Annotated in this window: 22 protein-coding genes and 3 riboswitches; of the genes, 18 read left to right on the top strand and 4 right to left on the bottom strand. The window is 66.9% G+C overall.

Features of this window, described 5'->3' with window-relative positions:
* Positions 1–4: 4 nt before the first annotated feature.
* Positions 5–967, top strand: coding sequence for a threonine-phosphate decarboxylase CobD (cobD, locus tag AC0L3A_RS00965; RefSeq protein WP_473253391.1), 963 nt, complete (start codon positions 5–7; stop codon positions 965–967).
* Here the strand turns inward: cobD and AC0L3A_RS00960 are convergent.
* Positions 956–2,404, bottom strand: coding sequence for a cobyric acid synthase (locus AC0L3A_RS00960; protein WP_473253390.1), 1,449 nt, complete (start codon positions 2,402–2,404; stop codon positions 956–958). The genes cobD and AC0L3A_RS00960 overlap by 12 nt on opposite strands.
* A gap of 10 nt (positions 2,405–2,414) precedes the next feature.
* The gene (gene cobO / locus AC0L3A_RS00955; RefSeq protein WP_007593167.1) at positions 2,415–3,050 is read right to left on the bottom strand and encodes a cob(I)yrinic acid a,c-diamide adenosyltransferase; all 636 of its coding nucleotides are present in this window, start codon (positions 3,048–3,050) and stop codon (positions 2,415–2,417) included.
* Positions 3,051–3,090: 40 nt separating this feature from the next.
* Positions 3,091–3,308: riboswitch (cobalamin riboswitch) on the top strand.
* A 95-nt stretch (positions 3,309–3,403) separates the two neighbouring features.
* Between cobO and AC0L3A_RS00950 the strand changes: the two genes are divergently transcribed.
* From AC0L3A_RS00950 to cobJ, 7 genes are read left to right on the top strand one after another with little or no spacing between them, the layout of a single operon-like run.
* Positions 3,404–3,787, top strand: coding sequence for a DUF1636 domain-containing protein (locus AC0L3A_RS00950; protein WP_354127539.1), 384 nt, complete (start codon positions 3,404–3,406; stop codon positions 3,785–3,787).
* Positions 3,784–4,833: a cobalamin biosynthesis protein CobW gene (cobW, locus tag AC0L3A_RS00945; protein ID WP_473253389.1), complete on the top strand. Its 1,050-nt coding sequence runs from the start codon at positions 3,784–3,786 to the stop codon at positions 4,831–4,833. Before AC0L3A_RS00950 ends, cobW begins: the two co-directional genes overlap by 4 nt.
* The gene (cobN, locus tag AC0L3A_RS00940; RefSeq protein ID WP_473253388.1) at positions 4,833–8,081 is read left to right on the top strand and encodes a cobaltochelatase subunit CobN; all 3,249 of its coding nucleotides are present in this window, start codon (positions 4,833–4,835) and stop codon (positions 8,079–8,081) included. The genes cobW and cobN overlap by 1 nt, the downstream gene beginning before the upstream one ends.
* Positions 8,078–9,241 carry a precorrin-3B synthase gene (gene cobG / locus AC0L3A_RS00935; protein ID WP_473253387.1) on the top strand — a complete coding sequence of 388 codons (1,164 nt, stop codon included), beginning with the start codon at positions 8,078–8,080 and terminating at the stop codon, positions 9,239–9,241. Before cobN ends, cobG begins: the two co-directional genes overlap by 4 nt.
* Entirely contained in the window at positions 9,241–9,870 is a 630-nt protein-coding gene (locus AC0L3A_RS00930; protein ID WP_473253386.1) for a precorrin-8X methylmutase, read from the top strand. Before cobG ends, AC0L3A_RS00930 begins: the two co-directional genes overlap by 1 nt.
* 2 nt (positions 9,871–9,872) lie before the next feature.
* Entirely contained in the window at positions 9,873–10,604 is a 732-nt protein-coding gene (locus AC0L3A_RS00925; protein WP_473253385.1) for a precorrin-2 C(20)-methyltransferase, read from the top strand.
* Positions 10,601–11,335: a precorrin-3B C(17)-methyltransferase gene (gene cobJ / locus AC0L3A_RS00920; RefSeq protein WP_473253384.1), complete on the top strand. Its 735-nt coding sequence runs from the start codon at positions 10,601–10,603 to the stop codon at positions 11,333–11,335. Before AC0L3A_RS00925 ends, cobJ begins: the two co-directional genes overlap by 4 nt.
* On the opposite strand, the gene AC0L3A_RS00915 is transcribed toward cobJ, so the two are convergent.
* Complete coding sequence (locus tag AC0L3A_RS00915) at positions 11,311–12,057, bottom strand: cobalt-precorrin-6A reductase (RefSeq protein WP_473253383.1); 747 nt, start codon at positions 12,055–12,057, stop codon at positions 11,311–11,313. The genes cobJ and AC0L3A_RS00915 overlap by 25 nt on opposite strands.
* Between AC0L3A_RS00915 and cbiE the strand changes: the two genes are divergently transcribed.
* The 8 genes from cbiE (at position 12,056) to cobT (ending at position 19,263) form a co-directional block, all read left to right on the top strand.
* Entirely contained in the window at positions 12,056–13,237 is a 1,182-nt protein-coding gene (gene cbiE, locus AC0L3A_RS00910; protein WP_473253382.1) for a precorrin-6y C5,15-methyltransferase (decarboxylating) subunit CbiE, read from the top strand. The genes AC0L3A_RS00915 and cbiE overlap by 2 nt on opposite strands.
* Positions 13,234–13,602, top strand: a complete 369-nt coding sequence (locus tag AC0L3A_RS00905; protein ID WP_219681041.1) for a cobalamin biosynthesis protein — start codon at positions 13,234–13,236, stop codon at positions 13,600–13,602. Before cbiE ends, AC0L3A_RS00905 begins: the two co-directional genes overlap by 4 nt.
* A complete protein-coding gene (cobM, locus tag AC0L3A_RS00900; protein ID WP_007593150.1) occupies positions 13,599–14,381 on the top strand; it encodes a precorrin-4 C(11)-methyltransferase in 783 nt (260 codons plus the stop codon). Before AC0L3A_RS00905 ends, cobM begins: the two co-directional genes overlap by 4 nt.
* Entirely contained in the window at positions 14,381–15,691 is a 1,311-nt protein-coding gene (locus AC0L3A_RS00895) for a cobyrinate a,c-diamide synthase (protein ID WP_473253380.1), read from the top strand. The genes cobM and AC0L3A_RS00895 overlap by 1 nt, the downstream gene beginning before the upstream one ends.
* The gene (gene cobA / locus AC0L3A_RS00890; protein ID WP_473253379.1) at positions 15,688–16,419 is read left to right on the top strand and encodes a uroporphyrinogen-III C-methyltransferase; all 732 of its coding nucleotides are present in this window, start codon (positions 15,688–15,690) and stop codon (positions 16,417–16,419) included. Before AC0L3A_RS00895 ends, cobA begins: the two co-directional genes overlap by 4 nt.
* Positions 16,420–16,464: 45 nt before the next feature.
* A riboswitch (cobalamin riboswitch) is annotated at positions 16,465–16,684 on the top strand.
* Positions 16,685–16,721: 37 nt separating this feature from the next.
* Positions 16,722–17,399: an energy-coupling factor ABC transporter permease gene (locus tag AC0L3A_RS00885; RefSeq protein WP_473253378.1), complete on the top strand. Its 678-nt coding sequence runs from the start codon at positions 16,722–16,724 to the stop codon at positions 17,397–17,399.
* 46 nt (positions 17,400–17,445) lie between these two features.
* Entirely contained in the window at positions 17,446–18,195 is a 750-nt protein-coding gene (gene cobF, locus AC0L3A_RS00880) for a precorrin-6A synthase (deacetylating) (protein WP_219681046.1), read from the top strand.
* Between the two features lie 15 nt (positions 18,196–18,210).
* Positions 18,211–19,263 (top strand): nicotinate-nucleotide--dimethylbenzimidazole phosphoribosyltransferase, encoded by a 1,053-nt coding sequence (gene cobT, locus AC0L3A_RS00875; protein ID WP_473253376.1) that lies wholly within the window; start codon positions 18,211–18,213, stop codon positions 19,261–19,263.
* Here the strand turns inward: cobT and AC0L3A_RS00870 are convergent, their stop codons facing one another.
* A complete protein-coding gene (locus AC0L3A_RS00870; protein ID WP_473253374.1) occupies positions 19,264–19,836 on the bottom strand; it encodes a histidine phosphatase family protein in 573 nt (190 codons plus the stop codon).
* A 72-nt stretch (positions 19,837–19,908) separates the two neighbouring features.
* Positions 19,909–20,110, top strand: a riboswitch (cobalamin riboswitch).
* Positions 20,111–20,227: 117 nt separating this feature from the next.
* On the opposite strand from AC0L3A_RS00870, the gene AC0L3A_RS00865 reads away from it, so the two are divergent.
* Both AC0L3A_RS00865 and AC0L3A_RS00860 read left to right on the top strand, forming a co-directional pair.
* Complete coding sequence (locus tag AC0L3A_RS00865) at positions 20,228–22,585, top strand: TonB-dependent receptor (protein ID WP_473253373.1); 2,358 nt, start codon at positions 20,228–20,230, stop codon at positions 22,583–22,585.
* A gap of 11 nt (positions 22,586–22,596) precedes the next feature.
* Positions 22,597–24,024, top strand: coding sequence for a PepSY domain-containing protein (locus AC0L3A_RS00860; RefSeq protein ID WP_473253372.1), 1,428 nt, complete (start codon positions 22,597–22,599; stop codon positions 24,022–24,024).
* Positions 24,025–24,243 lie beyond the last annotated feature (219 nt).

The raw sequence follows: 24,243 nt of genomic DNA, 5'->3' as shown, positions 1-24,243 counted from the left end.
GCGCATGCGCGAGCACGGTGGAAATCTCGATCAGGCCCTGCAGCGGTTCGGCGGTCGCGCGGAGGACTGGATCGATCTGTCGACCGGGATCAACCGCGTGCCTTATCCCGTGGGCGAGGTGAGCTCGCGCGCGTGGAGCGCGTTGCCCTCGCGCGGCGAAATCGAGGCGCTGCATCAGGCGGCGCGGCACGCTTACCGCACGAGCGCGGCGGTTGTCGCGCTCGGCGGCGCACAGGCCGCGATTCAACTGCTGCCGCAACTCGCGCCGCCCGGCCGCGCGCGCATCCTCGCGCCGACCTACAACGAATATGCCGGGGTCCTCTCGGCTGCGGGCTGGGAGGTCCAGGAGGTCGGGGAGCTCGACGCACTGGCGGGCGCGGACCTCGCCATTGTCGTCAATCCCAACAATCCCGACGGCCGATGCCACACACCAAGGGATTTGCTGTCACTGCTGCCGCGCGTCGGCCGTCTCGTCGTCGACGAGAGTTTTGCCGATGTGGCACCGCAGCTTTCGCTTGCATCCGAGGACCGGCCGGGGCTGCTGATTTTGCGCTCCTTTGGAAAGTTTTACGGCCTTGCCGGCCTGCGGCTCGGCTTCGCGCTCGGCAATTCCTCCGACATCGCCAGGCTCGCATCGATGTCGGGGCCTTGGCCGGTCTCGGGACCGGCGATCGCGATCGGTTGCCGCGCTCTGCATCACGATGCCTGGGCCGAGGCCACGTCCGCGCGGCTGGCGCGAGACTGCGTTCGCCTCGACGGCATGGTGCGGTCGCAAGGCTGGACGCTCGTTGGCGGCACGCAGCTGTTTCGTCTCTACGAGACGCCTGACGCGCTTGCGGCGCAGGAGAGACTGGCGCGTCGCCATATCTGGTCGCGCGTGTTCGCGCGGGAGCCGACATGGCTGCGCCTCGGGCTTCCGGGCGGCGACTCCGAATGGACGCGCCTGGCCGAGGCGCTAGCGCGCTAGCGCGAGCAGGCCGTCGACGTCGAGATGTTGCTCGATGTGATCGGCAAGCGCATCGAGCGCACTCTCGACCCTGGCGTGATAGGGCTCGTTGCCTGCGGGAATGTCGAGCTTCGCCAAGAACGCCTTGCGGAAATCATCCGACGTGAACAGGCCGTGCAGATAGCTGCCTTGCACGCGTCCGTCGCGCGAGATCGCGCCTTCTGGTTCCCCGTTCAGCCTTGCGAATGGCCGCGCGCGATCCGGCCCATCAGTGCGGCCGATGTGGATTTCATAAGCCTCGATCGGCTGGTCCGTCGCGGCATGCACGGCCGCGACAAGCGTCAATGTCTTCTGCGGGCTCATCACCGTCTCGACATCCAGAAGTCCGAGACCCGGTGTATCGCCGGCGGGGCCCTCGATCCCCTCGGGATCAGTGACGCTTCGTCCGAGCATCTGATAGCCACCGCAGAGGCCGAGCACATGGCCGCCTCTGCGGTAGTGCGCCAGGAGATCGATGTCCCAGCCCTGCGCGCGCAGAAAGGCGAGGTCGCCGCGCGTGGATTTCGAACCGGGAATGATGACGAGCCTGACGTCGCCGGGAATTGCCTCGCCCGGCCGCACCATCACGAGATCGACGCCAGGCTCGAGCTTGAGCGGATCGAGATCGTCGAAATTGGCGATCCGCGACAGCGCGAGACAGGCGATCTTGCATTGGCCCGGCTTGCGCGCATCGCTCAGGCCCAGCGCATCCTCAGCCGGCAGCTCGCCGGCGCGCGCGAACCAGGGCAGCACGCCAAAGCCGCGCCATGCGGTCTTTTCTTCAATCAGCTTATAGCCGTCGTCGAACAGCGTGGGATCGCCGCGGAACTTGTTGATGACAAAACCCTGGATCATCGCGGCATCATCCGGGTCGATCACCGCCTTGATGCCGACGAGTTGCGCGATGACACCGCCGCGGTCGATATCGCCGACCAGCACGACCGGCACGCCAGCCTTGCGCGCAAAACCCATATTGGCGATGTCGGCCTTGCGCAGGTTCACCTCGGCCGGGCTGCCGGCGCCTTCCACCAGCACGAGATCGGCGCGCGCCTTCAGCCGCTCGAAGCTCTCCAGCACGGCGCCCATCAATGACGGCTTCATCGCCGCATATTCACGCGCACGCGCGGTCGCGATGCGTTTTCCCTGCACGATCACCTGCGCGCCGACATCGGTCTCGGGCTTGAGCAGCACCGGGTTCATGTCGGTGTGCGGCTCGACGCCGGCGGCGAGCGCCTGGAGCGCCTGGGCGCGGCCGATCTCGCCGCCGTCGACCGTGACGGCAGCATTGTTCGACATGTTCTGCGGCTTGAACGGGAGCACGCGCAGGCCGCGTCGAACAAACGCGCGCGCGAGACCGGCGACGATGAGCGACTTGCCCACGTCCGAGCCGGCCCCCTGGATCATCAATGCGCGCGCCATCGCGAGTTTCTTAGAACTCGACGCCGGCTTGCGCCTTGATGCCGGAGCGGAAGGGATGCTTGATCAGCGTCATCTCGGTGACGAGATCGGCGATCTCGATCAGCTCGTCCTTGGCGTTGCGCCCGGTGAGCACGACATGCGTCATCGGTGGCTTCGAGGTCACCAGGAAATCGACAACTTCGGCGATGTCGAGATAATCGTAGCGCAGCGCGATGTTGATCTCGTCGAGCACGACCATGCGGAGATTCTGGTCGAGGATCAGTTCCTTGGCCTTTTCCCAGCCGGCGCGCGCGGCTGCGATATCGCGGGCGCGGTCCTGCGTCTCCCAGGTAAAACCCTCGCCCATGGCGTGGAATTGGCAGAGGTCGCCGAAATGACCGGTGAGCATGCGGCGCTCGCCGGTGTCCCAGGCGCCCTTGATGAACTGCACGACCGCGCAGGGGAAGCCATGGGCGACGCAGCGGACGATCATGCCGAAGGCCGAGGACGACTTGCCCTTGCCGGCGCCGGTGTGGACGATGATGAGGCCCTTTTCGCCGCTCTTGGTCGCCATGATCTTGTCGCGGGCGACCTTCTTCTTCGCCATTTTCGAGGCGTGACGGGCGTCGGTTTCGTCGGCCGTCTGGGTATCCGGTTCTGACGTCATCGGACGGGGTCCTTCGGCTTGACAAGAGGCGGTCGGGGGCAAATGGTGACCCGGCGTTGGTTCCTGTCCTACGACAGGCGAAGAGGGAATGCGATAGGGTCCGAATCGGCAAGATTTGGTTCCAAAATGCAGCCGCCCCCGCGACCGTGACCGGAGAGATGCCCGAAGCCACTGACCCCTAGGGGATCGGGAAGGCGGGGATCGAAGGGGAAACCCTGCTCCGGAAGCCGGGAGACCTGCCAGCGCGGACGATTTTGGACCGGCGGACGGGGTGTTCCGCGACGGGGAAACGGACCTTCGCAAGAACGGTTCGTGGGCCTCATCGCTTCCCGCTGTTTATTCTGGAAGAAGCGATGACCGTCACACTTCATGTCTGCATCACCTGCCGCGCCGGCCAGACGCTTGGCGAGGGCGAGACGACGCCGGGTAAGCGCCTCCATGGTGCGATCCTCGAGGCCGGCGTGCCCGACGGCGTCAGCGTGGTTCCCGTCGAATGCCTGTCTGCGTGCAACCAGGGTTGCTCGGTCGCGCTCAGCGCGCCCGGCCGCTGGTCCTATGTTTATGGCCGTCTGTCGGATGCGAATGCGAGCGACGTGGTCGCGGGCGCCGCGGCCTATGCGGCCGCGCCCGACGGCCTCGTGCCCTGGCGCAGCCGCCCGGAGATCTTCCGCAAGCAATCGCTTGCCCGCATTCCCCCCATTCCCACCTTGGCCGTCGTGCCGGAGGCCGCCGAATGAATTCGCTCGCAAAAGTCCCGGTCACGGTCGTCACGGGCTTTCTCGGCTCCGGCAAGACCACGCTGATCCAGCATCTGCTTGCCAATGCCAACGGCAAGAAGCTCGCGGTGCTCGTCAACGAGTTCGGCAGCGAGGGCGTCGATGGCGAGATTCTGAAATCCTGCGCCGATGCGAATTGCCCGGAAGAGAACATCATCGAGCTCGCCAATGGCTGTATCTGCTGCACCGTCGCCGACGATTTCATTCCAACCATGGAGAAGCTGCTGTCGCGACCGGTGCGCCCCGATCATATCCTGATCGAGACCTCGGGCCTGGCGCTGCCCAAGCCGCTGTTGAAGGCGTTCGACTGGCCGGAGATCCGTTCGCGGATCACGGTCGATGGTGTGATCGCGCTCGCCGACGCCGAAGCTGTCGCCGCCGGCCGTTTCGCGCCCGATCCTGACGCCGTCGAGGCGCAGCGTGCGGCGGACGAGAATCTCGACCATGAGACGCCGCTGTCGGAAGTGTTCGAGGACCAGATCGCCTGCGCCGACATCGTGCTGCTGACCAAGGCGGATCTTGCGGGCGCGGCAGGGCTCGAAGCCGCCAAAGCGGCGATCACCGCCGAGATGCCGCGCCGCGTGCCGATGCTGGCGATCACCGACGGCGCCATCGACGCGCGCCTCATCCTCGGCCTCGGTGCTGCCGCCGAGAACGATCTCGCCGCGCGTCCCTCGCATCACGACGGCGAGGAGGATCATGAGCACGACGATTTTGCGTCGGTCGTGATCGATCTTCCCGAGGTCACCGATATCGACGCGCTGGTTGCATCCGTTCAGCGGCTGGCGCGCGAGCAGAATGTGCTGCGCGTCAAGGGTTACATCGCGATGGAAGGCAAGCCGATGCGCCTCTTGCTGCAAGCGGTCGGCGAGCGCGTGCGCCACCAGTTCGACAAGCCCTGGGGCGCGGGTGCGAGGCAGTCAAAGCTCGTCGTGATCGGCGAGCACGGAAACATTGATGAAGCCGCGATCAAGGCGGGACTCGGTCTTTCAGGAACTGGCATCTGATGCACGTCGTCTTCCGCGAGAGCCGCGGTCTCGAGGAGACCGCGATACCAAGGGACATCGGCCAGGACCCGGCCGATCTCGTGGTGCTCTCGTATTCGGATTCCGATCTAGCGGCGTTCGCGGCCGGTTGGCGCCGTGGTCGCGACAGCCTGCCGTCGCTACGGCTCGTCAATCTCGCCGAACTGCGTCATCCGCTCTCGGTCGACACCTATATCGAGCGCACGCTTGCGCAGGCGCGCGGCATCCTCGTGCGTCTGATCGGTGGGGAATCCTATTGGCCATATGGGCTCGCGGCCCTGCAGCAACTCGCGAAGCAGCGCGGCATCGTGCTGGCCGTGCTGCCGGCCGACGGCCGCGATGACACGCGGCTGGATGCCTATTCGACCCTGCCGGTCTCGACATTGCGGCGGCTCAAGGTGCTCTGCGACACCGGTGGCCCTGTCGCGTCGCAAGCCGCAATCGCGCAGCTTGCGTTGGCTTCGGGCCTCTATGCGGGACCTATTATCGGCGAGATGACCGTGCCGGAGATGGGCTTTTACGATCCGGCGCGCGGTGTCATGGCGACGCCGCAGGCCCGCGAAGGGAAGCCGCACGCACTGGTGATCTTCTATCGCTCCTATCTCACCGCCGCGGACACTGGCCCGGTCGATGCCCTGATCGCGGCGCTGCGCGAGAAGGGGTTCGACGCGCACGGCGTCTTCGTCACCTCGCTGAAGGCTCCAGGCGTTGCGGATTGGTTGCGGGTGCATCTTGCGCAAAATCCTCCGGCCGCGATCGTCAATGCGACGGCGTTCTCGGCGATGGGCGACGACGGCACGATGCCGTTCGATGCCGCATCCTGCCCGGTGTTCCAGGTCGCGCTCTCCACGGCACGCCGCGAGGATTGGGCGAGCTCGCTCCGCGGCCTGTCGCCCGGCGACCTCGCGATGCATGTGGTGCTGCCCGAGGTCGATGGCCGCCTGTTTGCGGGCGTGGTGAGCTTCAAATCGGCCGCGATGCGCGATCCCGATCTGCAATTCTCGCATCTGGCACACAGGCCCGACGAGGAGCGCGTGAAGGCCGTCGCCGCGCGCGTTGCGGCCTGGCAGCGCCTTTCAGAGAAGCCAGCCGCCGACAAGCGGATGGCACTCGTGCTCTCCAACTATCCGGGCCGTCCGCATCAGATTGCGCATGCGGTGGGACTCGATGCGCTGGCCTCGGTCGAAGCCATGGTGTCCGACCTCGCGGAGGCTGGCTTCGATGTCGATCCGGTCCATGCGCTCGGCGAGACGCTGCTCAAGCGGACCTTGAGCTGGAGCGTTGTCGATTACCGCGCTGCGCTCCTGCACCTTCCGCAAGTCTTGCAGGATGATCTCGCGCAAGCCTGGGGCGCGCCCGAGACCGATCCGGGTTGTCGCGATGGCGCGTTCCATTTTGCCGCGATTCAGTGCGGCCGCTCGATCATCGCGGTTCAGCCGGAGCGCGGCGATGCGGCGACGCGCGATGCCGACTATCACGATCTCGCGCGCACGCCCCGCCACGCCTATGTCGCGTTCTATCTCTGGCTGCGCGAGCAGGGCTGTGATGCCGTCGTGCATATGGGCGCCCACGGCACGCTGGAATGGCTGCCGGGAAAATCCGTGGCACTGTCGCAGGCGTGCTGGCCGGAAGCCCTGATTGGCGATTTGCCCGTCATCTATCCCTTCATCGTCAACGATCCCGGCGAAGCCGCGCAGGCCAAGCGGCGCCTGGGCGCCGTCACGATCGGCCATCTGCCGCCGCAGCTCGCCGCATCGGCGGTGCCGGACGGGCTGCGCAGGCTCGAACAGCTCCTCGACGAGTACTCGACGGCCGATGGCCTCGATCCCGCCCGCCGCCAGCGTCTGATCGCCGCAATCCGTGACGAGGCACGCGCGGCTGGCCTCGAAGACGATCTTGGCCTCGATGCAGCGGCCGCGCCGGCCGAAGCGATCCCGCGGATCGACCGCTTCGTCTGCGATCTCAAGGAAAGCCAGTTCGGCGACGGCCTGCATGTGTTCGGCCGCGGCGCCTGCGGTGAAGCGGAACGCGACGCGTTGCGGGCCGCGCTTGCAGGACGGCGCGTCGCGCCGGGGCCGTCAGGCTCGCCCTATCGCGGCCGTCAGGACGTGCTGCCGACCGGGCGCAATCTCTTTGCCGTCGATCCGCGCGCGGTGCCGACGCCGTCCGCGCATGCGCAAGGCATCAAGCTCGCGGAAGAATTACTCCGTCGTCATCTGCAGGATCATGGCGACTGGCCGAAGGGCCTTGTCGTCGATCTCTGGGGCTCGGCGACGATGCGCACCGCGGGCGAGGAGTTTGCTATGGCGCTGCATCTGGCCGGCCTCGCACCGCGCTGGGATCATGCTTCCGGCCGTGTGACCGGCTACGACATCATCGCGCCTGCCGAGCTTGGCCGGCCCCGCATCGACGTCACGCTGCGCGTCTCGGGCCTGTTTCGCGACGTCTTCTCAGGCCTCGCGCAATTGTTCGAGGCGGCAGCCGAGGCGCTGTCGGCCCGCGAGGACGAGCGCGACGAAAATCCATATCGCCATCGCACATCGCGCGTGTTCGCCCCGCGTCCCGGACAATACGGCGTCGGCCTCTCGGCAATCCCGGACGACTTCACGCCCGAGACGCGCCACGCCGCCGGCGAAGCCTGGCTGTCGGCATCGTCATGGGCGTTCTCGGCGGACGGCGAGATCAGGCTCGATCGTGCCGGCATCGAGAAGCGGCTCGCATCCGCCGATGCTTTTGTTCACGTGCAGGATTTGCCGGAAACCGATCTTCTGCTCGCGGCCGACTATGCCGCGCATGAGGCCGGCATTGCGGCGGCCGCAGCCCATCTCGGCGCGACAGGGCCATCGCTCTATCATCTCGACGCGACGCGCCCCGAGCAGCCGCACGCGCGTACGCTGACCGAGGAAATCTCCCGTGTCGTCCGCGCGCGCGCGGCCAACCCGGCCTGGATCGCGGGCATGATGCGCCACGGTTTTCGCGGGGCGGCCGAGATCACCGCAACGCTCGAGCACATGGCCGCCTTCGCGCATCTGGCCGGCGCCGTGCCGCCGCATCTGTTCGACCTCTATTACGATGCGACGCTCGGCCATGACGACGTCCGCGCCTTCATGGCTCGCGAAAATCCGGCGGCACTCGCGGCGATGGAGACGTGTTTCGCGCGCCTGCATGAAGCCTCGCTCTGGCGGACGCGCCGCAATTCGATTGCGGCTGCGCTGCGGGAGGCGTCATGAGCGCTTCCGTGGTCAAGGGCTGGTGTCCCGGCGCGCTGCGCCCGATGCAATCGGGCGACGGGCTCGTGGTCCGCGTGCGTCCGTTCGGCGGCCGGCTCGAAGCTGCCCAGATCTCCGGACTGGCCCATCTCGCCGAACGCCATGGCAACGGCCTGATCGACGTGACCAGCCGGGCCAATCTCCAGATCAGAGGCGTCAACGAGACCAGCCACAGGCTGCTGCTCGACGGCCTTGCGCAACTGGCGCTGCTCGACCCGGATGCTGAGACCGAATCCCGTCGCAACATCCTTGTGACGCCGTTCTGGCGTGCGGGGGACGCGACCCAATCGCTCGCCGCCGAGCTCGAGGAGGCGCTCGCTGACAGCAAGCTCGAACTTCCAACCAAGTTCGGCTTCGCCATCGATGACGGCACCTCACGCGTGCTTGCGGGCGATTCCGCCGACGTGCGGATCGAGCGCGATCGTTCCGGCGGCCTGCTGGTGCGGGCTGATGGCGACAAACTTGGCCGCTCCGTCGCGCGTGGCGAGGCCGTGACCACCGCGCTCGCATTCGCCGACTGGTTCGTGACCTCAGGCGGCGCCAGAGGGGGGCGAGGGCGGATGGCGGCGCATCTTTCAGCCGGTGCAATCTTGCCGGCGGCATTGCGCGGCGAGGCCGAGCCGGCGCCGATCATGGCCACGGCGCGTCCCGGCCTCTATGCGCAAGGTGCGATGGTCGGGGTCGCCTTCGGGCAGATGGCGCATGCGACGCTCAACCAGTTCGCCGGTTGCGGACATGCGCTGCGCATGACGCCATGGCGGATGGTTTTGAGCGAAGGCAAGCGCGCCATGCCGAACGTGACCGGTCTTATCACCGAGGCCTACGATCCCGCACTGCGCGTCATCGCCTGCAGCGGCGCGCCACGCTGTCGCGAGGCGCATGCCGATACGCGTGGCCTTGCCGCGGCCCTGGCCCCGAACATCGGCGCGGCCGCACGGCTCCACGTCTCCGGCTGTGCCAAGGGCTGCGCCCATTCCGGTCCCGCCGCCATCACTCTGGTCGCGACCGGCGCCGGCTTCGACCTCGTGCGCGCCGGGTCGACACGCGATGAGCCCATCCTGCGGGGGCTGAACCGCGACGACATCGTCGGAAATCCCTCCATCCTGATGGGAGGGCACTGATGCCGCATACTTACGAGACTGACGGCGCTGCGATCTACCGGCAGTCCTTTGCGACCATCCGGGCCGAAGCCGATCTTGCGCGCTTCACGCCGGACGAGGAGCAGGTGGTGGTGCGGATGATCCATGCCGCCGGCATGGTGGGCCTCGAAGCGCATATCCGCTTCACATCGGGCATGGCGGCCGCCGCACGCGCGGCCCTGCAGAAGGGCGCACCGATCCTGTGCGACGCGCGCATGGTCTCCGAAGGAATTACGCGGGCGCGGCTTCCCGCGGCCAACGCCGTCATCTGCACGCTGGGCGACGAGACCGTTCCCGCGCTCGCGCAGTCCATGCGCAACACCCGTTCGGCCGCGGCCCTGGAGCTATGGCGCCCGCATCTCGACGGCGCGATCGTGGCGATCGGCAACGCGCCGACCGCGTTGTTTCATCTCCTCAACATGCTGGAGGACCGGAGCTGCCCGCGGCCCGCGGCGATCATCGGCTGTCCCGTCGGCTTTGTCGGCGCGGCCGAATCGAAGGCGGCGCTGATGGCCGATCCGAAGGTGCCGGCGCTCACGGTCGAGGGCCGCCTCGGCGGTTCCGCGATCACGGTCGCCGCCGTGAACGCGCTGGCGAGCCGGAGCGAATAGCGATGGGACGCATCATCTGCTGCGGTCTCGGCCCCGGCGATCCCGATATGATGAGCGTGCGCGCCGATCGCACGGTGCGCGGCGCCAGGCATGTCGCCTATTTTCGCAAGAAGGGTCGGCCCGGCCAGGCGCGCCGCATCGTCGAGGGCATGTTGGCTACCGACGTCACCGAATATCCCATGGAATATCCTGTTACGACCGAGATCGCCTTCGACACGCCTGAATATGTCCAGCTGCTTGCCGGCTTCTACGACGAATGGTCGGAACGTCTGGCGCGGCTGGCGCGCGCAGTCGACGTGGTCGTGCTCTGCGAGGGCGATCCCTACTTCTACGGCTCTTTCATGCATCTGCACACCCGCCTGCAGGGCCGCGTCGAGATCGAGGTGATCGCCGGCATTCCCGGCATGGTCGGCTGCTGGAATGGCGTGGGACAGCCGATCGCGCTCGGTGACGACGTGACCACGGTGCTCATGGGCACGCTCCCGGAGGACGAGCTCGAACGCCGCATGCGCGATTCCGATGCGCTCGTGATCATGAAGACCGGGCGCAATCTCGCAAAGGTCCGCCGGGCGCTCGCTGCCGCCGGACGGCTGGACGACGCCTGGCTGGTCGAGCGCGGCACCATGCCGGGCGAGCGCGTGGTGCGGCTCGCGGCGATCGATGCCGCCGACTGCCCCTATTTTGCGATCGTGCTCGTGCACGGCAAGGGCCGGCATCCGGACGCCGCCGAATGACGGGCACGCTGACCATCGCGGGCCTCGGACCGGGCAGCGGCGCGCTGGTGACGCCCGAGGTCTCCGCCGCGCTTGCCGCCGCGACCGACATTCTGGGCTACGCACCCTATGTCGCGCGTGTGCCGCCGCGACCGGGACTCAAGCTGCATCCCTCCGACAATCGCGAAGAATTACAGCGCGCGAGCGAGGCCCTGCGGCTCGCGGCCGAAGGCGGGCAAGTCGTCATCGTGTCCTCCGGCGACCCCGGCGTCTTCGCGATGGCCTCCGCGGTGTTCGAGGCGCTCGAACAGGCGCCGCAATGGCAGGAGCTGCCGATCCGTGTGCTGCCCGGCGTCACTGCGATGCTGGCGGCTGCCGCGCGCGCCGGCGCGCCGCTCGGCCACGATTTCTGTGCGATCAATCTCTCCGACAATCTCAAGCCGTGGGCGGTGATCGAGAAGCGCCTGCGGCTCGCCGCGGAAGCCGACTTTGCCATTGCCATGTATAATCCGCGCTCGGCGAGCCGGCCGGAGGGGTTTGGCCGCGCGCTCGCGGTGCTGAACGAGGCCGGCTGCGGCGACCGCCTCGTGATCTTCGCGCGCGCGATCAGCGCCGCCGATGAAAAGATCGAGACCGTCAGGCTGAACGAAGCCCGGCCTGAGATGGCCGACATGCGCACGCTGGTGATCGTCGGCAACTCGCAGACACGCCGCGTCGGCCGTTGGGTCTATGCGCCGAGGCAGGTCCGATGACCCAGCCACTGCATGATCGCGGCCACGCTCTCGACCCGCAATCGTTCCGGCAGCTTCGGTCGCGAGATCATGATCACGGGCACGCCGAGCACCCGCGCAGCGTCGATCTTGGCGCGCGCGCCGTCGCCGCCCGAATTGCGGGCGACGATCCGGGTGATGCCTCGCGCGCGCAGCATCTCCAGCTCGCCCTCGAGCGTGAACGGCCCACGCGACACGATGACATCCGCGGCGAAGGGCAGGTGCGCTTCGGGCGGATCGACGAATCTCAGCGTGTAGGCGTGCTGCGGCTTGGACGCGAACGGGGCGATGTGCTGGCGGCCGATGGCGAGGAACACATTTGCCGGCGCCTCGGGCAGTGCGGCGACCGCGGCGTCGACATCAGGTATGTCGATCCAGTCGTCGCCGGGCGCTTTGGTCCAGGGCGCGCGCTCCAGAGCGATCAGCGGCGTGCCGGTTTCCGCGCATGCCGCGACCGCATTGCGGCTCATCTCGGCAGCAAAGGGATGCGTCGCGTCGATCACATGCGTGATGTGCTCGCTGCGGATGTAATCGACAAGACCGCTCACGCCGCCAAAACCGCCAATACGCGTCGGCAACGGCTGAGCGGCGGGTGCGCGGGTGCGGCCGCCATAGGAATACACGGCAGCGATGCCGGCGCGCGCGATCTCCGCCGCGAGCAGGCTCGCGTCGGCCGTTCCGCCCAGAATGAGGGCGCGTGTCATGGCTGATCCCTGGCTGACCATCATCGGCATCGGCGAAGATGGCCTTGCCGGGCTGTCCGAGGCAAGCCGAAAGGCGCTCGATGATGCCGAAACTGTCTTTGGCGGTGAACGGCATCTTGCAATGGCCGGTGTAACCGGGTGCGGCCGTCCATGGCCGGTGCCATTCGATGCAGATGTCGTGCTGAGCTGCCGCGGCCGTCCGACTGCGGTGCTCGCCTCCGGCGATCCGTTCTGGTTTGGCGCCGGCGCGAGCCTTGCCGAGAAGCTCCATGGCGACGAATGGATCGCGCATCCGGCTCCCTCGACATTCTCGCTCGCCGCCGCGCGACTAGGCTGGCGCCTTGAAGCGATTGCCTGTCTTGGTCTCCATGCCGCGCCATTCGAGCGCCTCGTGCCACATCTGGCGCACGGTGCACGCATCATTTGCCTCGTGCGCGACGCGAAGGCGGCCGGCGATCTCGCGAAATGGCTGACGGCGCGCGGATGGGGTGCCTCGGCATTCTGGACGCTCACCGCGCTTGGCGGGCCGCGCGAAAGTATCGACGCGCATCGCGCCGATAGCTTCGCAGACCGTCTTGCCGGAACTCTGGTCGCGGTGGCCGTGGAGGCGAGAGGAGCGCAGGGCCTTCCCCGCAGCTCGGGACTATCGGACGAACTCTTCGTCCATGACGGCCAGATCACCAAGCGTCCGGTCCGTGCGCTTGCGCTCTCGGCGCTGGCGCCGCGTCCCGGTGAACGGCTGTGGGACATTGGTGCTGGCTCCGGCTCGATCTCGGTCGAGTGGGCGCTGAGCGGCGGGACGGCGATCGCCGTCGAGGCGCGCGAGGATCGCGCCGCGAACATTCGCAACAACGCAGCGGCGTTCGGGTTGGCGCATCGGATCACAGTCATCGCGGGAAAGGCGCCTGAAGCCCTTGCTGCGCTGGACGGGCCTGACGCCGTGTTTATCGGCGGCGGGCTCGACATCGCGATGTTCGACGCCGTCTGGTCGCGGCTCGCATCCGGAACGCGATTGGTTGCCCATGCAGTGACGCTGGAGACGGAAGCGCTGCTGGGTGAGCTGCACCAGCGCCATGGCGGCGACTTGATCCGGGTCGAGCTTGCGCATGCCACTCCGCTCGGCCGCTACCGGTCCTGGGAGGCGGTGCGGCCCGTCGTGCAATGGAGTGCGGTCCGATGAAGGTCGCCGGGCTCGGATTCAAAAAGGATGTCACGCTGGCCTCGCTGCGCGAGGCGCTTCTGGCGGCCGGCGGTCCCGAAGGCCTCGCAGCATTGGCAACGGTCAGCGACAGGGCCGACGCGGAGGTGTTGAAGCAGCTCGCGCGCGAATGCGGCGTGCCGATCAAGGCGGTCGCCGCCGAAATGCTGGCCGGCATCGACACGCCGACCCAATCAAAACTCGTTGCCGAAAAATTCGGGACGGGATCGGTCGCCGAAGCGGCGGCTCTCGCGGTGGCTGGACCTCGCGCGCGATTGATTGCGACGCGGGTGGTCTCGCAGGATCGCACCGCGACCGCGGCGATCGCGGAGGGAGACGGCGCATGACGGTGCATTTCATCGGGGCGGGGCCGGGCGCCCCTGACTTGCTGACATTGCGTGGCCGCGACCTGATCGCCGTCTGTCCGGTTTGCCTCTATGCCGGCTCGCTGGTGCCCGAAGGCGTGCTGGCGCATTGCCCGCCCGGTGCGCGGATCGTCAACACCGCGCCGCTGTCGCTCGAGGAGATCGTCGCGGAGATCGCCGCCGCACATGCTGATGGCAAGGACGTTGCGCGGCTGCATTCCGGTGATCTCTCGATCTGGTCGGCGATGGGTGAGCAGCTTCGCCGCCTGCGCACGCTCGACATTCCCTACACGGTGACGCCTGGTGTTCCCTCCTTCTCGGCCGCCGCGGCTGCGCTGGAGGCCGAGCTGACGCTGCCCGGCCTTGCCCAGACGGTGATTTTGACGCGCACGCCGGGCCGCGCCAGCGCGATGCCGGAAGGCGAGAACCTCGCCGCCTTCGCCGCCACCGGCGCGGTGCTCGCCATCCATCTGTCGATCCATCTGCTCGACAAGGTCGTCGCCGAGCTGACGCCGCATTACGGCGCGGATTGCCCGGTCGCGATTGTCTGGCGTGCGAGCTGGCCCGACCAGCGCATCGTCCGCGCCACGCTCGCAACACTCGACGCTGCTGTCGGCAGCGAGATGGAGCGCACCGCATTGATCCTGGTGGGCAAGACGCTGGGCTCGGCGGATTTCTCCGAGAGCCGTCTCTATGCCGCCGATTACGACCGCCGCTACCGGCCGGTCGGCGCCGAGCCGCGCTTTCCGGAGGTGTCGTGATGGCAGCAGGGCTCGTCATCTCCGCCCCGGCCTCCGGCGTCGGCAAGACGACGCTGACGCTGGCGCTCGCCCGCGCCTGGCGCAACAGCGGATTGCGGGTGCAGTGCTTCAAGAGCGGCCCCGATTACATCGATCCCGCGTTTCATGCAGCCGCTACGGGACGCGCCTCGGTCAACGTCGACAGCTGGGCGATGGATCGCGGGACAATCTCGCATCTCGTCAGCCGCGGCATTGACGCCGATGTCGTGCTGGCCGAAGGCTCGATGGGTCTGTTCGACGGCGTCGCCGCGCGCGGCGTCTGCGGCACCGGAGCGACCGCCGACATTGCAGAGATGCTGGACTGGCCGGTGCTGCTGGTGATCGATCCCTCGGGACAGGCACAGACGGCGGCAGCGATCGCCGCAGGCCTTCGCGATTACCGCGCGGGTGTTCGCCTCGCAGGCGTCGTGCTCAATCGCGTTGCGAGTCCACGCCACGAAGCCCTCGTGCGCCGTGCGCTGCTGGATGTCGGCATCGCCGTGTTCGGTGCGCTGCCGCGACACGCCGAGATCAGCCTGCCGAAGCGGCATCTCGGGCTGGTGCAGGCCGAGGAGCAGGCGGAAATCGGCAAGCTGATCGACGAGGCTGCGCGCTTTGTCGCCGAGCATGTCGATCTCGACGCAGTGCTGCGTTCGGCCGCCACCTGGTCCCCGCAACCTGCCGCGAGCGGCGTCAACGTGACGCCGCCCGGTCAGCGCATTGCGTTGGCCCGTGACGCCGCGTTCTCCTTCGTCTATCCGCATATGCTGGAAGCGTGGCGCGCGGCGGGTGCGGAGATATCGACATTCTCGCCGCTGGCTGATGAGGACCCTGATCCGGGCGCCGATGTGTGCTGGCTGCCGGGCGGCTATCCCGAGCTGCACGCCGGCAAGATCGCGGCCAATGCGCGCTTCCGCAGCGGATTGCGCGCATTCGCCGAAACGCGCCCGGTGCACGGGGAGTGCGGAGGCTATATGGTGCTGGGCACCGCTTTGACCGACGCCGACGGCATCAGCCACGAGATGACGGGCCTGCTCGGCCTGGAAACAAGCTTTGCCAAGCGCCGCATGCATCTGGGCTATCGCCTCGCCGAGCTCACAGCGCCGATGCCGGGGCATCGGGCGGGTGCACGCCTGCGTGGCCATGAATTCCACTATTCGACGATCCTCGCGCAGCCCGACACGCCGCTCGCGGTCGTGCACGACGCGACAGGCGCCGTCATCGCCGAGACCGGCTCGCGCCGGGGACAAGCCACCGGCACGTTCTTCCATCTGATCGCGGAGGACCGGTGAGCGGTTTTGTCTCCTTCGTCTCCGCCGGCCCCGGCGATCCCGAGCTCCTCACGCTCAAGGGAGCCGCGCGCCTGCGCGAGGCCGACGTCGTGCTCTATGACGATCTTGCTTCGGGCGCGATCCTCGATCTGGCCCGGCCCGGCGCCAATCTCGTCGCGGTGGGGAAGCGGGCGGGACGGCCCTCGACCAAGCAGCACCACGTCAACCGCTTGCTGGTCGACTATGCCGTAACGGGCGCGCGCGTGGTGCGGTTGAAGTCGGGCGATGCTGGCATCTTTGGCCGGCTCGAGGAGGAGCTCGAGACGCTGCGCGAAGCCGGCATCGGCTACGAGATCGTTCCCGGCGTCACCTCGGCCTGTGTCGCCGCCGCGCAAGCCGGCATTCCGCTGACCCGGCGTCACACCTCCCGCCGCGTGCAGTTCGTGACCGGGGCGGACGTCACCGGCGAGCTGCCGCCAGATCTCAATTGGGTGGCGCTGGCCGATCCGGAGGCGACGACCGTGGTCTATATGGGCCGGCGGACGTTCCCGGCGCTTGTCGTCAAATTGATCGAGCACGGCCTCTCCCCAACCACTCCGGCGGTGTTTGCCGAATCGCTCGGCCGTCCCGATGAGCGGTTGGTCCGCACCACCATTTCGGAACTTGCCGAGCAACTTGCGCGGGGCGGGGCGGCCTCGACGGCGGCCGTGATCCTGTTCGGCGCGCTGGCGGGGGATTATCCGTCATGACCGCCTCGTCCGCCCTTCGCCCCTTGACGCCCGGCCGGCGAAAGGGGCACACAGGAGAGGCATGGTGCTCGACGCGGCGCAAAGCGCCGGAGCATAATCGGGAATGGGGATGGGCGGACCCAGTTGCGGCGCTCAAAACCCCAGCCGCCCCCGCGACTGTAAGCGGTGAGGGACTTCGATCAGCCACTGGGCCGCAAGGCCCGGGAAGGCCGGAGACTCCCAGTGAACCGCGAGCCAGGAGACCGGCCGTGCACGTTTTGAGGCCAAGGCCGTCGGGTGTGACGGCAAGAAGGATCTGAGCCATGCATATCGAACCCGGACTAGTCTCGGACGCCAAGCTCGTGCTGAGTTACGCAACCGGCATCGCCGTCGGCGGTGTTGCCTTGAAGCTCGCGGTCGAGACCGTGCGCGAGCAGGGCATCACGTCGTTCGCGGCGCGGACGCTCGCCACCACGGGACTCGTGTTTATCTTCTTCGAGATCCTGCCGCACTTCCCCGTCGGCGTCTCCGAGGTGCACTTCATCCTCGGCTCGACCTTGTTCCTGCTGTTTGGCGCTGCGCCTGCGGCCTTCGGCCTCGCGTTCGGCCTGCTGTTCCAGGGCATCTTATTCGAGCCGCCCGACCTGCCGCAATATGGCATGAACGTCACCACGCTGCTGGTGCCGCTGTTCGGGATCCAGGCGATCGCCACGCGGATCATTGCGCGCAACACGGCCTATGTCGATCTGAAGTATCGCCAGGCGCTGGCGCTTTCGACGACCTATCAGGCGGGCGTCATCGCCTGGGTGGCGTTCTGGGCGGTCTATGGCGCCGGTTTTGGCGCGACCAACCTCGTCAACATCGCGACCTTCGCGGCGTCCTATGCGCTGGTCATCGTGATCGAGCCGCTCGCCGATCTCGGCGTGCTGGCGCTGGCGAAGTCGTTGCGCGGCGTCACCGCGCCCGGCCTCGTCACCCCGCGTTTGCACAACGCGGCTTAAGTGACAAGCGAACGGGCGGCCGTCATGGCCGCCCTTCGCAGGCACGATGCTCACGCTCTCCCTGATAGGCATCGGTTGCGGCGATCCCGAGCAGCTCACGCGCGCCGCGATTACTGCCATCAACGCGGCTGATCTCGTCCTGATCCCGCGCAAGGGGACGGCCAAGTCCGATCTCGCCGATCTCAGGCGGACGATCTGCGCCGATGTGCTCGCCAGCGACACGACGCGCATTGCCGAGTTCGATCTGCCCGTCCGCGACGCCGCTGAAGCGGACTATCGCAAGGGCGTGGACGATTGGCACGATGCCGTGGCCGCTGCCTGGTCGCAGACGATCGCAGATCATCTCGAAGGCGAGGGCAATGTCGCGCTATTGATCTGGGGCGATCCCTCGCTTTATGATTCCTCGCTGCGCATCGCGCGGCGGCTCGATCCCTTGCCTGACATCAGGGTCGTTCCCGGCATCACCTCGATCCAGGCGCTGTGCGCGGCGCATGCGCTGCCGCTCAACGATATCGGCGAGCCATTTCTGGTCACGACCGGCCGTCGCTTGCGCGATGGCGGCTGGCCGCAAGGTGTCGATACAGTGGTGGTGATGCTCGACGGCGGCACGGCGTTCCAGTCGCTTGATCCGGAAGGCCTGCACATCTGGTGGGGCGCCTATCTCGGCATGGCCGATCAGATCGTCATGTCCGGCGCGCTGGCCGAGATCGGCCCGCGTATCGTCGCGGTGCGGCAAGAGGCGCGCGAACGGCACGGCTGGATCATGGACAGTTACATCCTCAAGCGCAGGCCGTGAGGCAAGCGAGGCAGCATGCTCCCCGAATGGGTCACCCAACAATGCCCTGATATCTCGGCTGTCCATCGCGACGCGGCGGTGGCGCGACAGGCGCAACTGACGAAACCGACCGGCGCGCTCGGCCGGCTCGAGCAGCTCGCGATTGAGCTTGCGGGCCTGCAAGCAACCGAGCAACCGCGCGCGGCCCGGGTTCCGATCATCATCTTCGCCGGCGATCACGGCATCGTCGCGCAGGGCGTCTCGGCCTATCCGCAAGAAGTGACCATCGCGATGCTGGCGAATTTCGCCTCCGGCGGTGCCGCGATCTCGGTGCTGGCGCGTGAGCTGGGCTCCAGCCTGGAGGTCGTCGACGCCGGCACGCTGGCGCAGGAGGAGATGGCTGGAATCGTGACCGACAAGCCGCGCAGCGGCACGCGCGATTTCAGCGTCGAAGCTGCGCTCACCTCCACAGAGCTGGCATTCGCCTTCGAATCCGGCCGACGTGCGGTGACGCGCGCGCAGGCCGGGCAGCCCGATCTTCTGATCTTCGGCGAGATGGGCATCGGCAACACCACGACATCGGCGGCGATCGCGGCCGCCTTGCTCGGCGTGAGCGCGGAAGAGATCGCGGGCAGCGGCACCGGCATCGACGCGGCCGGCCGTGTGCACAAGGCGCGGGTGATCGACGCCGCGATCGCACGTCATGGCATTACGGGCGCGTCGCCCGAAAAGATCCTGTGCGCCGTCGGCGGCCTCGAGATTGCGGCCATCTGCGGTGCCATTATCGCGGCTGCACAGGGCCGCATCCCCGTGTTGATCGACGGCTTCATCGTATCGGTCGCGGCACTTGCGGCGGCGCGGCTCAATCCCTCGTGCCTGCCGTTCCTGCTGGCATCGCATCAGTCCGCCGAGCAGGGACATCGGCTGGTGCTTCGCGCGCTGAATGTGCAGCCGCTGATCAGCCTCGATCTCAGGCTCGGCGAAGGATCGGGGGCGGCCATCGCGCTGCCGCTGGTGCGGTCGGCCTGTGCGCTCCACAACGGGATGGCGACCTTTGCGCAGGCCAATGTGCCTGATCGTCCGGCCTGATCAAATCGTCCGCTGATTGACCGAGACGACGCGCCAGCCGGTCGCGAGCCGGTCGATCCGGGTCAGCGACAGCGGATCGATCACAAAGCGCAGGGCCGCTTGTGGCGTCAGATCCAGCGCGATGCACAGCGCCGCGCGGATCGTGCCGGAATGCACGACGAGCGTTGCGGCCCCGGTGCTGATCTTTGACAGACCCAGCCGGACGCGCGCGACCTGATCCTCAAAGCTTTCGCCGCCCGGCGGCCGTCCGCGCGCCGGATCGCTCCAGAACCGTGCATAGGCCTCGCCACCAGTCGCGGCGAGCTCGTCATGCCGACGACCGGTCCAGTCGCCAAAATTCTGCTCGCTGAATTCGTCCAGCTGCAGCGGCTCAAGCCCCAGCGCGCGGGCCGTTTCGACCGTGCGACGCGACGGGCTCGCATAGCTCGCGGCGTCCCGCGGCAAGCGCTGCCGCAGTGCCTCCAGCTGCGCGCGATCACCGAGATCGGCCGGGGCGTCGGCTGCATGGATCGTCCCGGCGACCCCATCGACGGGCGCGTGCCGTATCACCCAGAGGAAGGTCTCGCCCTCCATGCTTATCTCCAAGGAAGTTGGTCGTTGTGGCAATAACGCCGCAACTGGCACATTGACTCTGTCTTGATCGTAATCCTAGATGCTCGCGACGGTTTCCCCGAGAGGGGATGAAAAGGGAATGCGGTGCGGGGACATTGTCCCCAATGCCGTGGCTGCCCCCGCAACTGTAAGCGGCGAATCTTGCGTCACGAGCCACTGGGTATCTCGGTCCCGGGAAGGCGACGCAAGGTAGTGACCCGCGAGCCAGGAGACCTGCCGTCAGCCGTGGTCACACGCGAAGATGTCGGTCGGGGAGTACAGACATTCGGCTTCATCGGAAGGCTGACAAGCCGGAAGATGGGACCTTGGTTCGCTGTGACGTGCCACTGACGTCATACCGAGGTCCACAACCGTGTCTCCTGTTCGTATCGTACGACCGCGCGCGTTCCTGCTCGCATCCGCCGCGCTGACATCCCTTGCCGTGCTTGATCCCCCCGCAGCGCTGGCGCAGCAGGCCCGCGAACCTCTGCCGCCGGTCGAGGTAACACCCGCCCAATCTCGCAAGCAGGCGAAGCCGGCCGGCCGGGAAGCGCAGGGCCCACGCCGCGCAGCTGCGCGCCGGCCGGCGGCTGCATCTGTAGCGCCCAAGCCCGTCGTGCCGACCGCGGCAGCACAGACGCCGCTCAACACCAATGCAGTCGCCGAAAGCGCCTCTCGCCTCGGCCTGACCGTGCGCGAAACGCCCGCGACCGTGGAGGTGATCTCGGCCGCAACCATGCGCGAGCAGGGCTACCGCACCGTGTCCGACGTCGCGCAGGGAGCGGTTGGCGTCACAGCCGGCGACAATCCGGCCGAGCCCTCGGCTTTCTCGATGCGCGGTTTCACCAACAGCCAAATCAACACGCTCTACAACGGCATCAAGATCGGTCCGCAGAACATGACCTCGCGGATCACCGACACGGCCAATCTGGAAGCTGTCGAATTCCTGAAGGGTCCGGCGTCACTGATGTCGGGCGAGGGCGCCGCCGGCGGCGCGATCAACTTCGTCACCAAGCAGCCGCACACCGGTCCGATCCGGAACGAGGCGGATTTCTCCTGGGATTCGCTGAACTCGTTCCGCGCGCATTACGGCTCGGGCGGCAGCACCAATGTGCAGGGGCTGGACTACCGTTTCGACGTCAGCCGTTCCTCGCTCAACGGCTTTGCCGACGACACCAACACGAAGACGCTCGATGTGTCGGGCCAGCTCAACTATCGCATCTCCGATAGCCTCAAGGTCTGGGGCGCGATCGAGTACCGCGAGGATCGCTCGAAAGCCTATTGGGGCGCGCCGCTGGTGCCGATTGCCTTCAGCGGCTCGCATGCGACGACGGGGATCGTGTCCGGCAATTACATCTCGAACTACAACAAAACCAATCTCGGTGCGGTCACGATCGATGACCGCACCTTCAACACCAACTACAACGTCCTCGACAACAGGAACGTCGCGCAGGAGGTCTGGTTGCGCGGCGGTTTCGAGCTGAAGCTCGCGCCAGACCTGACGCTGAAGAGTCAGGCCTATGGCTATGGTGCAGAGCGCACGTGGTTCAACAATGAGGTCGAGGCGTTCAATTCCGGTACCAACATGGTGGATCGCGAGCGTTTCTACGTCGCGCACAGCCAACGCTTGGTCGGCAACATCACCGACTTGATCTGGGATGCGAATATCGCCGGCTTTGACAACCGTCTGGTCACGACGTTGTCCTCAAGCTACCTTGATTTCGTGAGGCCGGGCGCCGCAAATTTCCCCGGCGATTCCGTTCCGCTGGTCGATCCGCCTCGCGGGTACTACGGCCTGCTCACTATTCAGCAGCAGACTGCGCGCATCGATAATGAGGCGCTGTCATTCGAGGACCGGCTGAAGCTCACGCGCAGCTTCGCGCTGGTTGGCGGCCTGCGCGTCGAGCATATCGGGCTCGACCGTAATTCGACCGACAAGTTCGGTCTGGAGAAGGCGAACTTCCCGTTCTCGCAATCCTGGGTCCCGACGACGGGGCGCATCGGTTACACGTGGGAAGCGGTTCCGGGCCTGACCTTCTTCAGCCAATATGCGACCGGCGCCGACATCGCGGCCAACAACATCTTCCTGCTCAATCCGACCGATCCGCTCAACCTGACCACCGCGCGCACCTACGAGACTGGTGTCAAGCACCTGTTCTGGGACAACCGGGCGGAATGGTCGTTCTCGGCCTACGACATCCTGCGCAAGAACGTCTATGCCGCGGCAGGCGGCATGCAGCTCAACCTGGCCGGACGGCAGGAGTCGAAGGGCGTCGAGCTGGCCGCCTCGGTGCGTCCGATCGAGCCTCTGCGTCTCTGGGGCAACATCGCCTATGTCGATGCGCGCTACGCCGACTACAATTTTGTCGGCGGCTCGTTCTCCGGCAACACGCCGCCGAACGTGCCACGCGTCGTCGCCAATGCCGGCGCGTCATACCGGTTCTTCACGCCCTGGGCGGTCGAGTTCGGTATCACCGGCCGCCATGTCGGCGACCGCTACAACACCGATGCCAACACCGTGACGCTGAAAGCCTACACTGTTGCGGACGTCTACGCCTTCGTCGACATCCCCAAGACCGTGTTCAACGCGGTCGACCAGGCCCGCCTGACCTTCCGGGTGCGCAACATCGCCGACAAGCGTTACGCGATCTGGGGCGATCCGTTCTATCCCGACCAGATCCTGCTGGGCGCGCCGCGCACCTATGAACTCTCGGCCGCGTTCAAATGGTAGGACGCTGATCGATGATGCGCGCGATCGTCCTGCTGCATCGATGGCTCGGGATCGCGTTCTGCCTGCTGTTCGCGATGTGGTTCGCGACGGGAATCGTGATGCACTTCGTTCCATTTCCGTCCCTGACGGAAGCGGAACGCTTTGCCGGGCTCGTGCCGCTGGATCGCGCTGAGACGGGGCTTGCGGTCGCCGACGTGGTTGCCGCGAGCGGCATTGCGGATGCGACCCGCGTTCGCCTGATCCAGCGCAGTGACGGACCGGTCTATGTCGTCTCGGGGCCGTCGCGCGCGGACGCAGTGCGTGCCTCCGACGGGGGCGGCGCGTCGGTCGCGTCTTCCGAGGTCGCGCTGGCCATCGCGCGAGATCACGCTCGCAGCCGGGGGCTGGATGCCGCGCGGCCCGCGATCGTTGCGCGCGCGGACTACGATCAATGGAGCGTGCCGAACGGCTTTGACCGCCATCGGCCCCTGTTTCGGGTTGCCCTGGGCGACGCCGCCGGAACGGAGCTCTATGTCTCCTCGCTCACCGGCGAAATCGTTCTGGATACGACGCGCAGCGAGCGCGGATGGAATCTCGCCGGAAGTGTGCTGCACTGGATCTATCCGACAGTTCTGCGAAGCAACTGGTCGCTGTGGGATCGCGTGGTCTGGACCTTGTCGCTGCTGGCCCTGATCGCAGCTTTGCTTGGCGCTGTGCTCGGGCTTGCGCGGATCAAACCTCAAAGCGGTCTGATCGGGTCGCCCTATCGTGGCTGGCATGCGCTGCATCATCTCATCGGCCTCGCGGCGATGGTCTTCGTGCTGAGCTGGATTTTCAGTGGCTGGCTCTCCATGGATCACGGACGGCTGTTCTCGCGTGGGCAATTGACCTCGGCTGAATCCAGCGTGATGAACGCCCCACCGAACTGGACGGCGGCCCGTTCGCTCGATCGCCAGCCCGTATCGCCGTCGGTCCACGAGATCGAATGGTTTGCCTTCAACGGCACTCTCTATCGGCGGGATCGCACGGATCTTGCCGCGCAGACCTTGATCAAGGCAGGGGATGCGCCGCGCGACGGACCAACGGGATCTCTGGATGTCCACGAGGTCCAGGGGCTGACCGCGCGCCTCGCAGCCGGCTGCGGCGTACCGTCCGTACTTGCCGACAACGACAACTATCCCGCGCAGTCCACCGTCCCTGGCGCCCCGGTCTACCGCTCCTCCTGCGGCGACCTCTGGTTCGACATCGACGGCGCCGACGGCAATTTGGTGCAAAGGCTGGATTCGTCGCGGCGGGCTTATCGCTGGTTCTACGGCGCGCTGCACACGTTGGACTTTCCGGTCCTGGTCGCGCATCCGTTGCTGCGCGACGGCTTGGTCGTCGGGCTCTGCGCCCTCGGCTTTCTGTTCTCCATCACGGGCATCGTCATCGGCTCGCGTCGCCTGGTCGCGAGGCGTTGAGTGGGCAAAACGACCGCTTACTGATCGTACAATAAAGAGAGGCTGAGCCGACTGCCATGCATAGCTCATAAGCAATCGTATGGTCCGTAGCGCCGATCGATCGCCTGCAAATTAGACAGTGCGTCCGCGGCGCGTGGATTGCAGTGCAGCGGATGTGCCGTTTCGTCCGGGAAAACTCGTGGTGCGCTGCACTTAGCGCGCGTGGAACGATCCACACCG

The sequence above is a fragment of the Bradyrhizobium sp. MI1.3 genome, assembly GCF_055811695.1.
The sequence above is the reverse complement of the archived record's forward strand: the minus strand, read 5'-3'. Positions and strand labels throughout refer to the sequence as shown.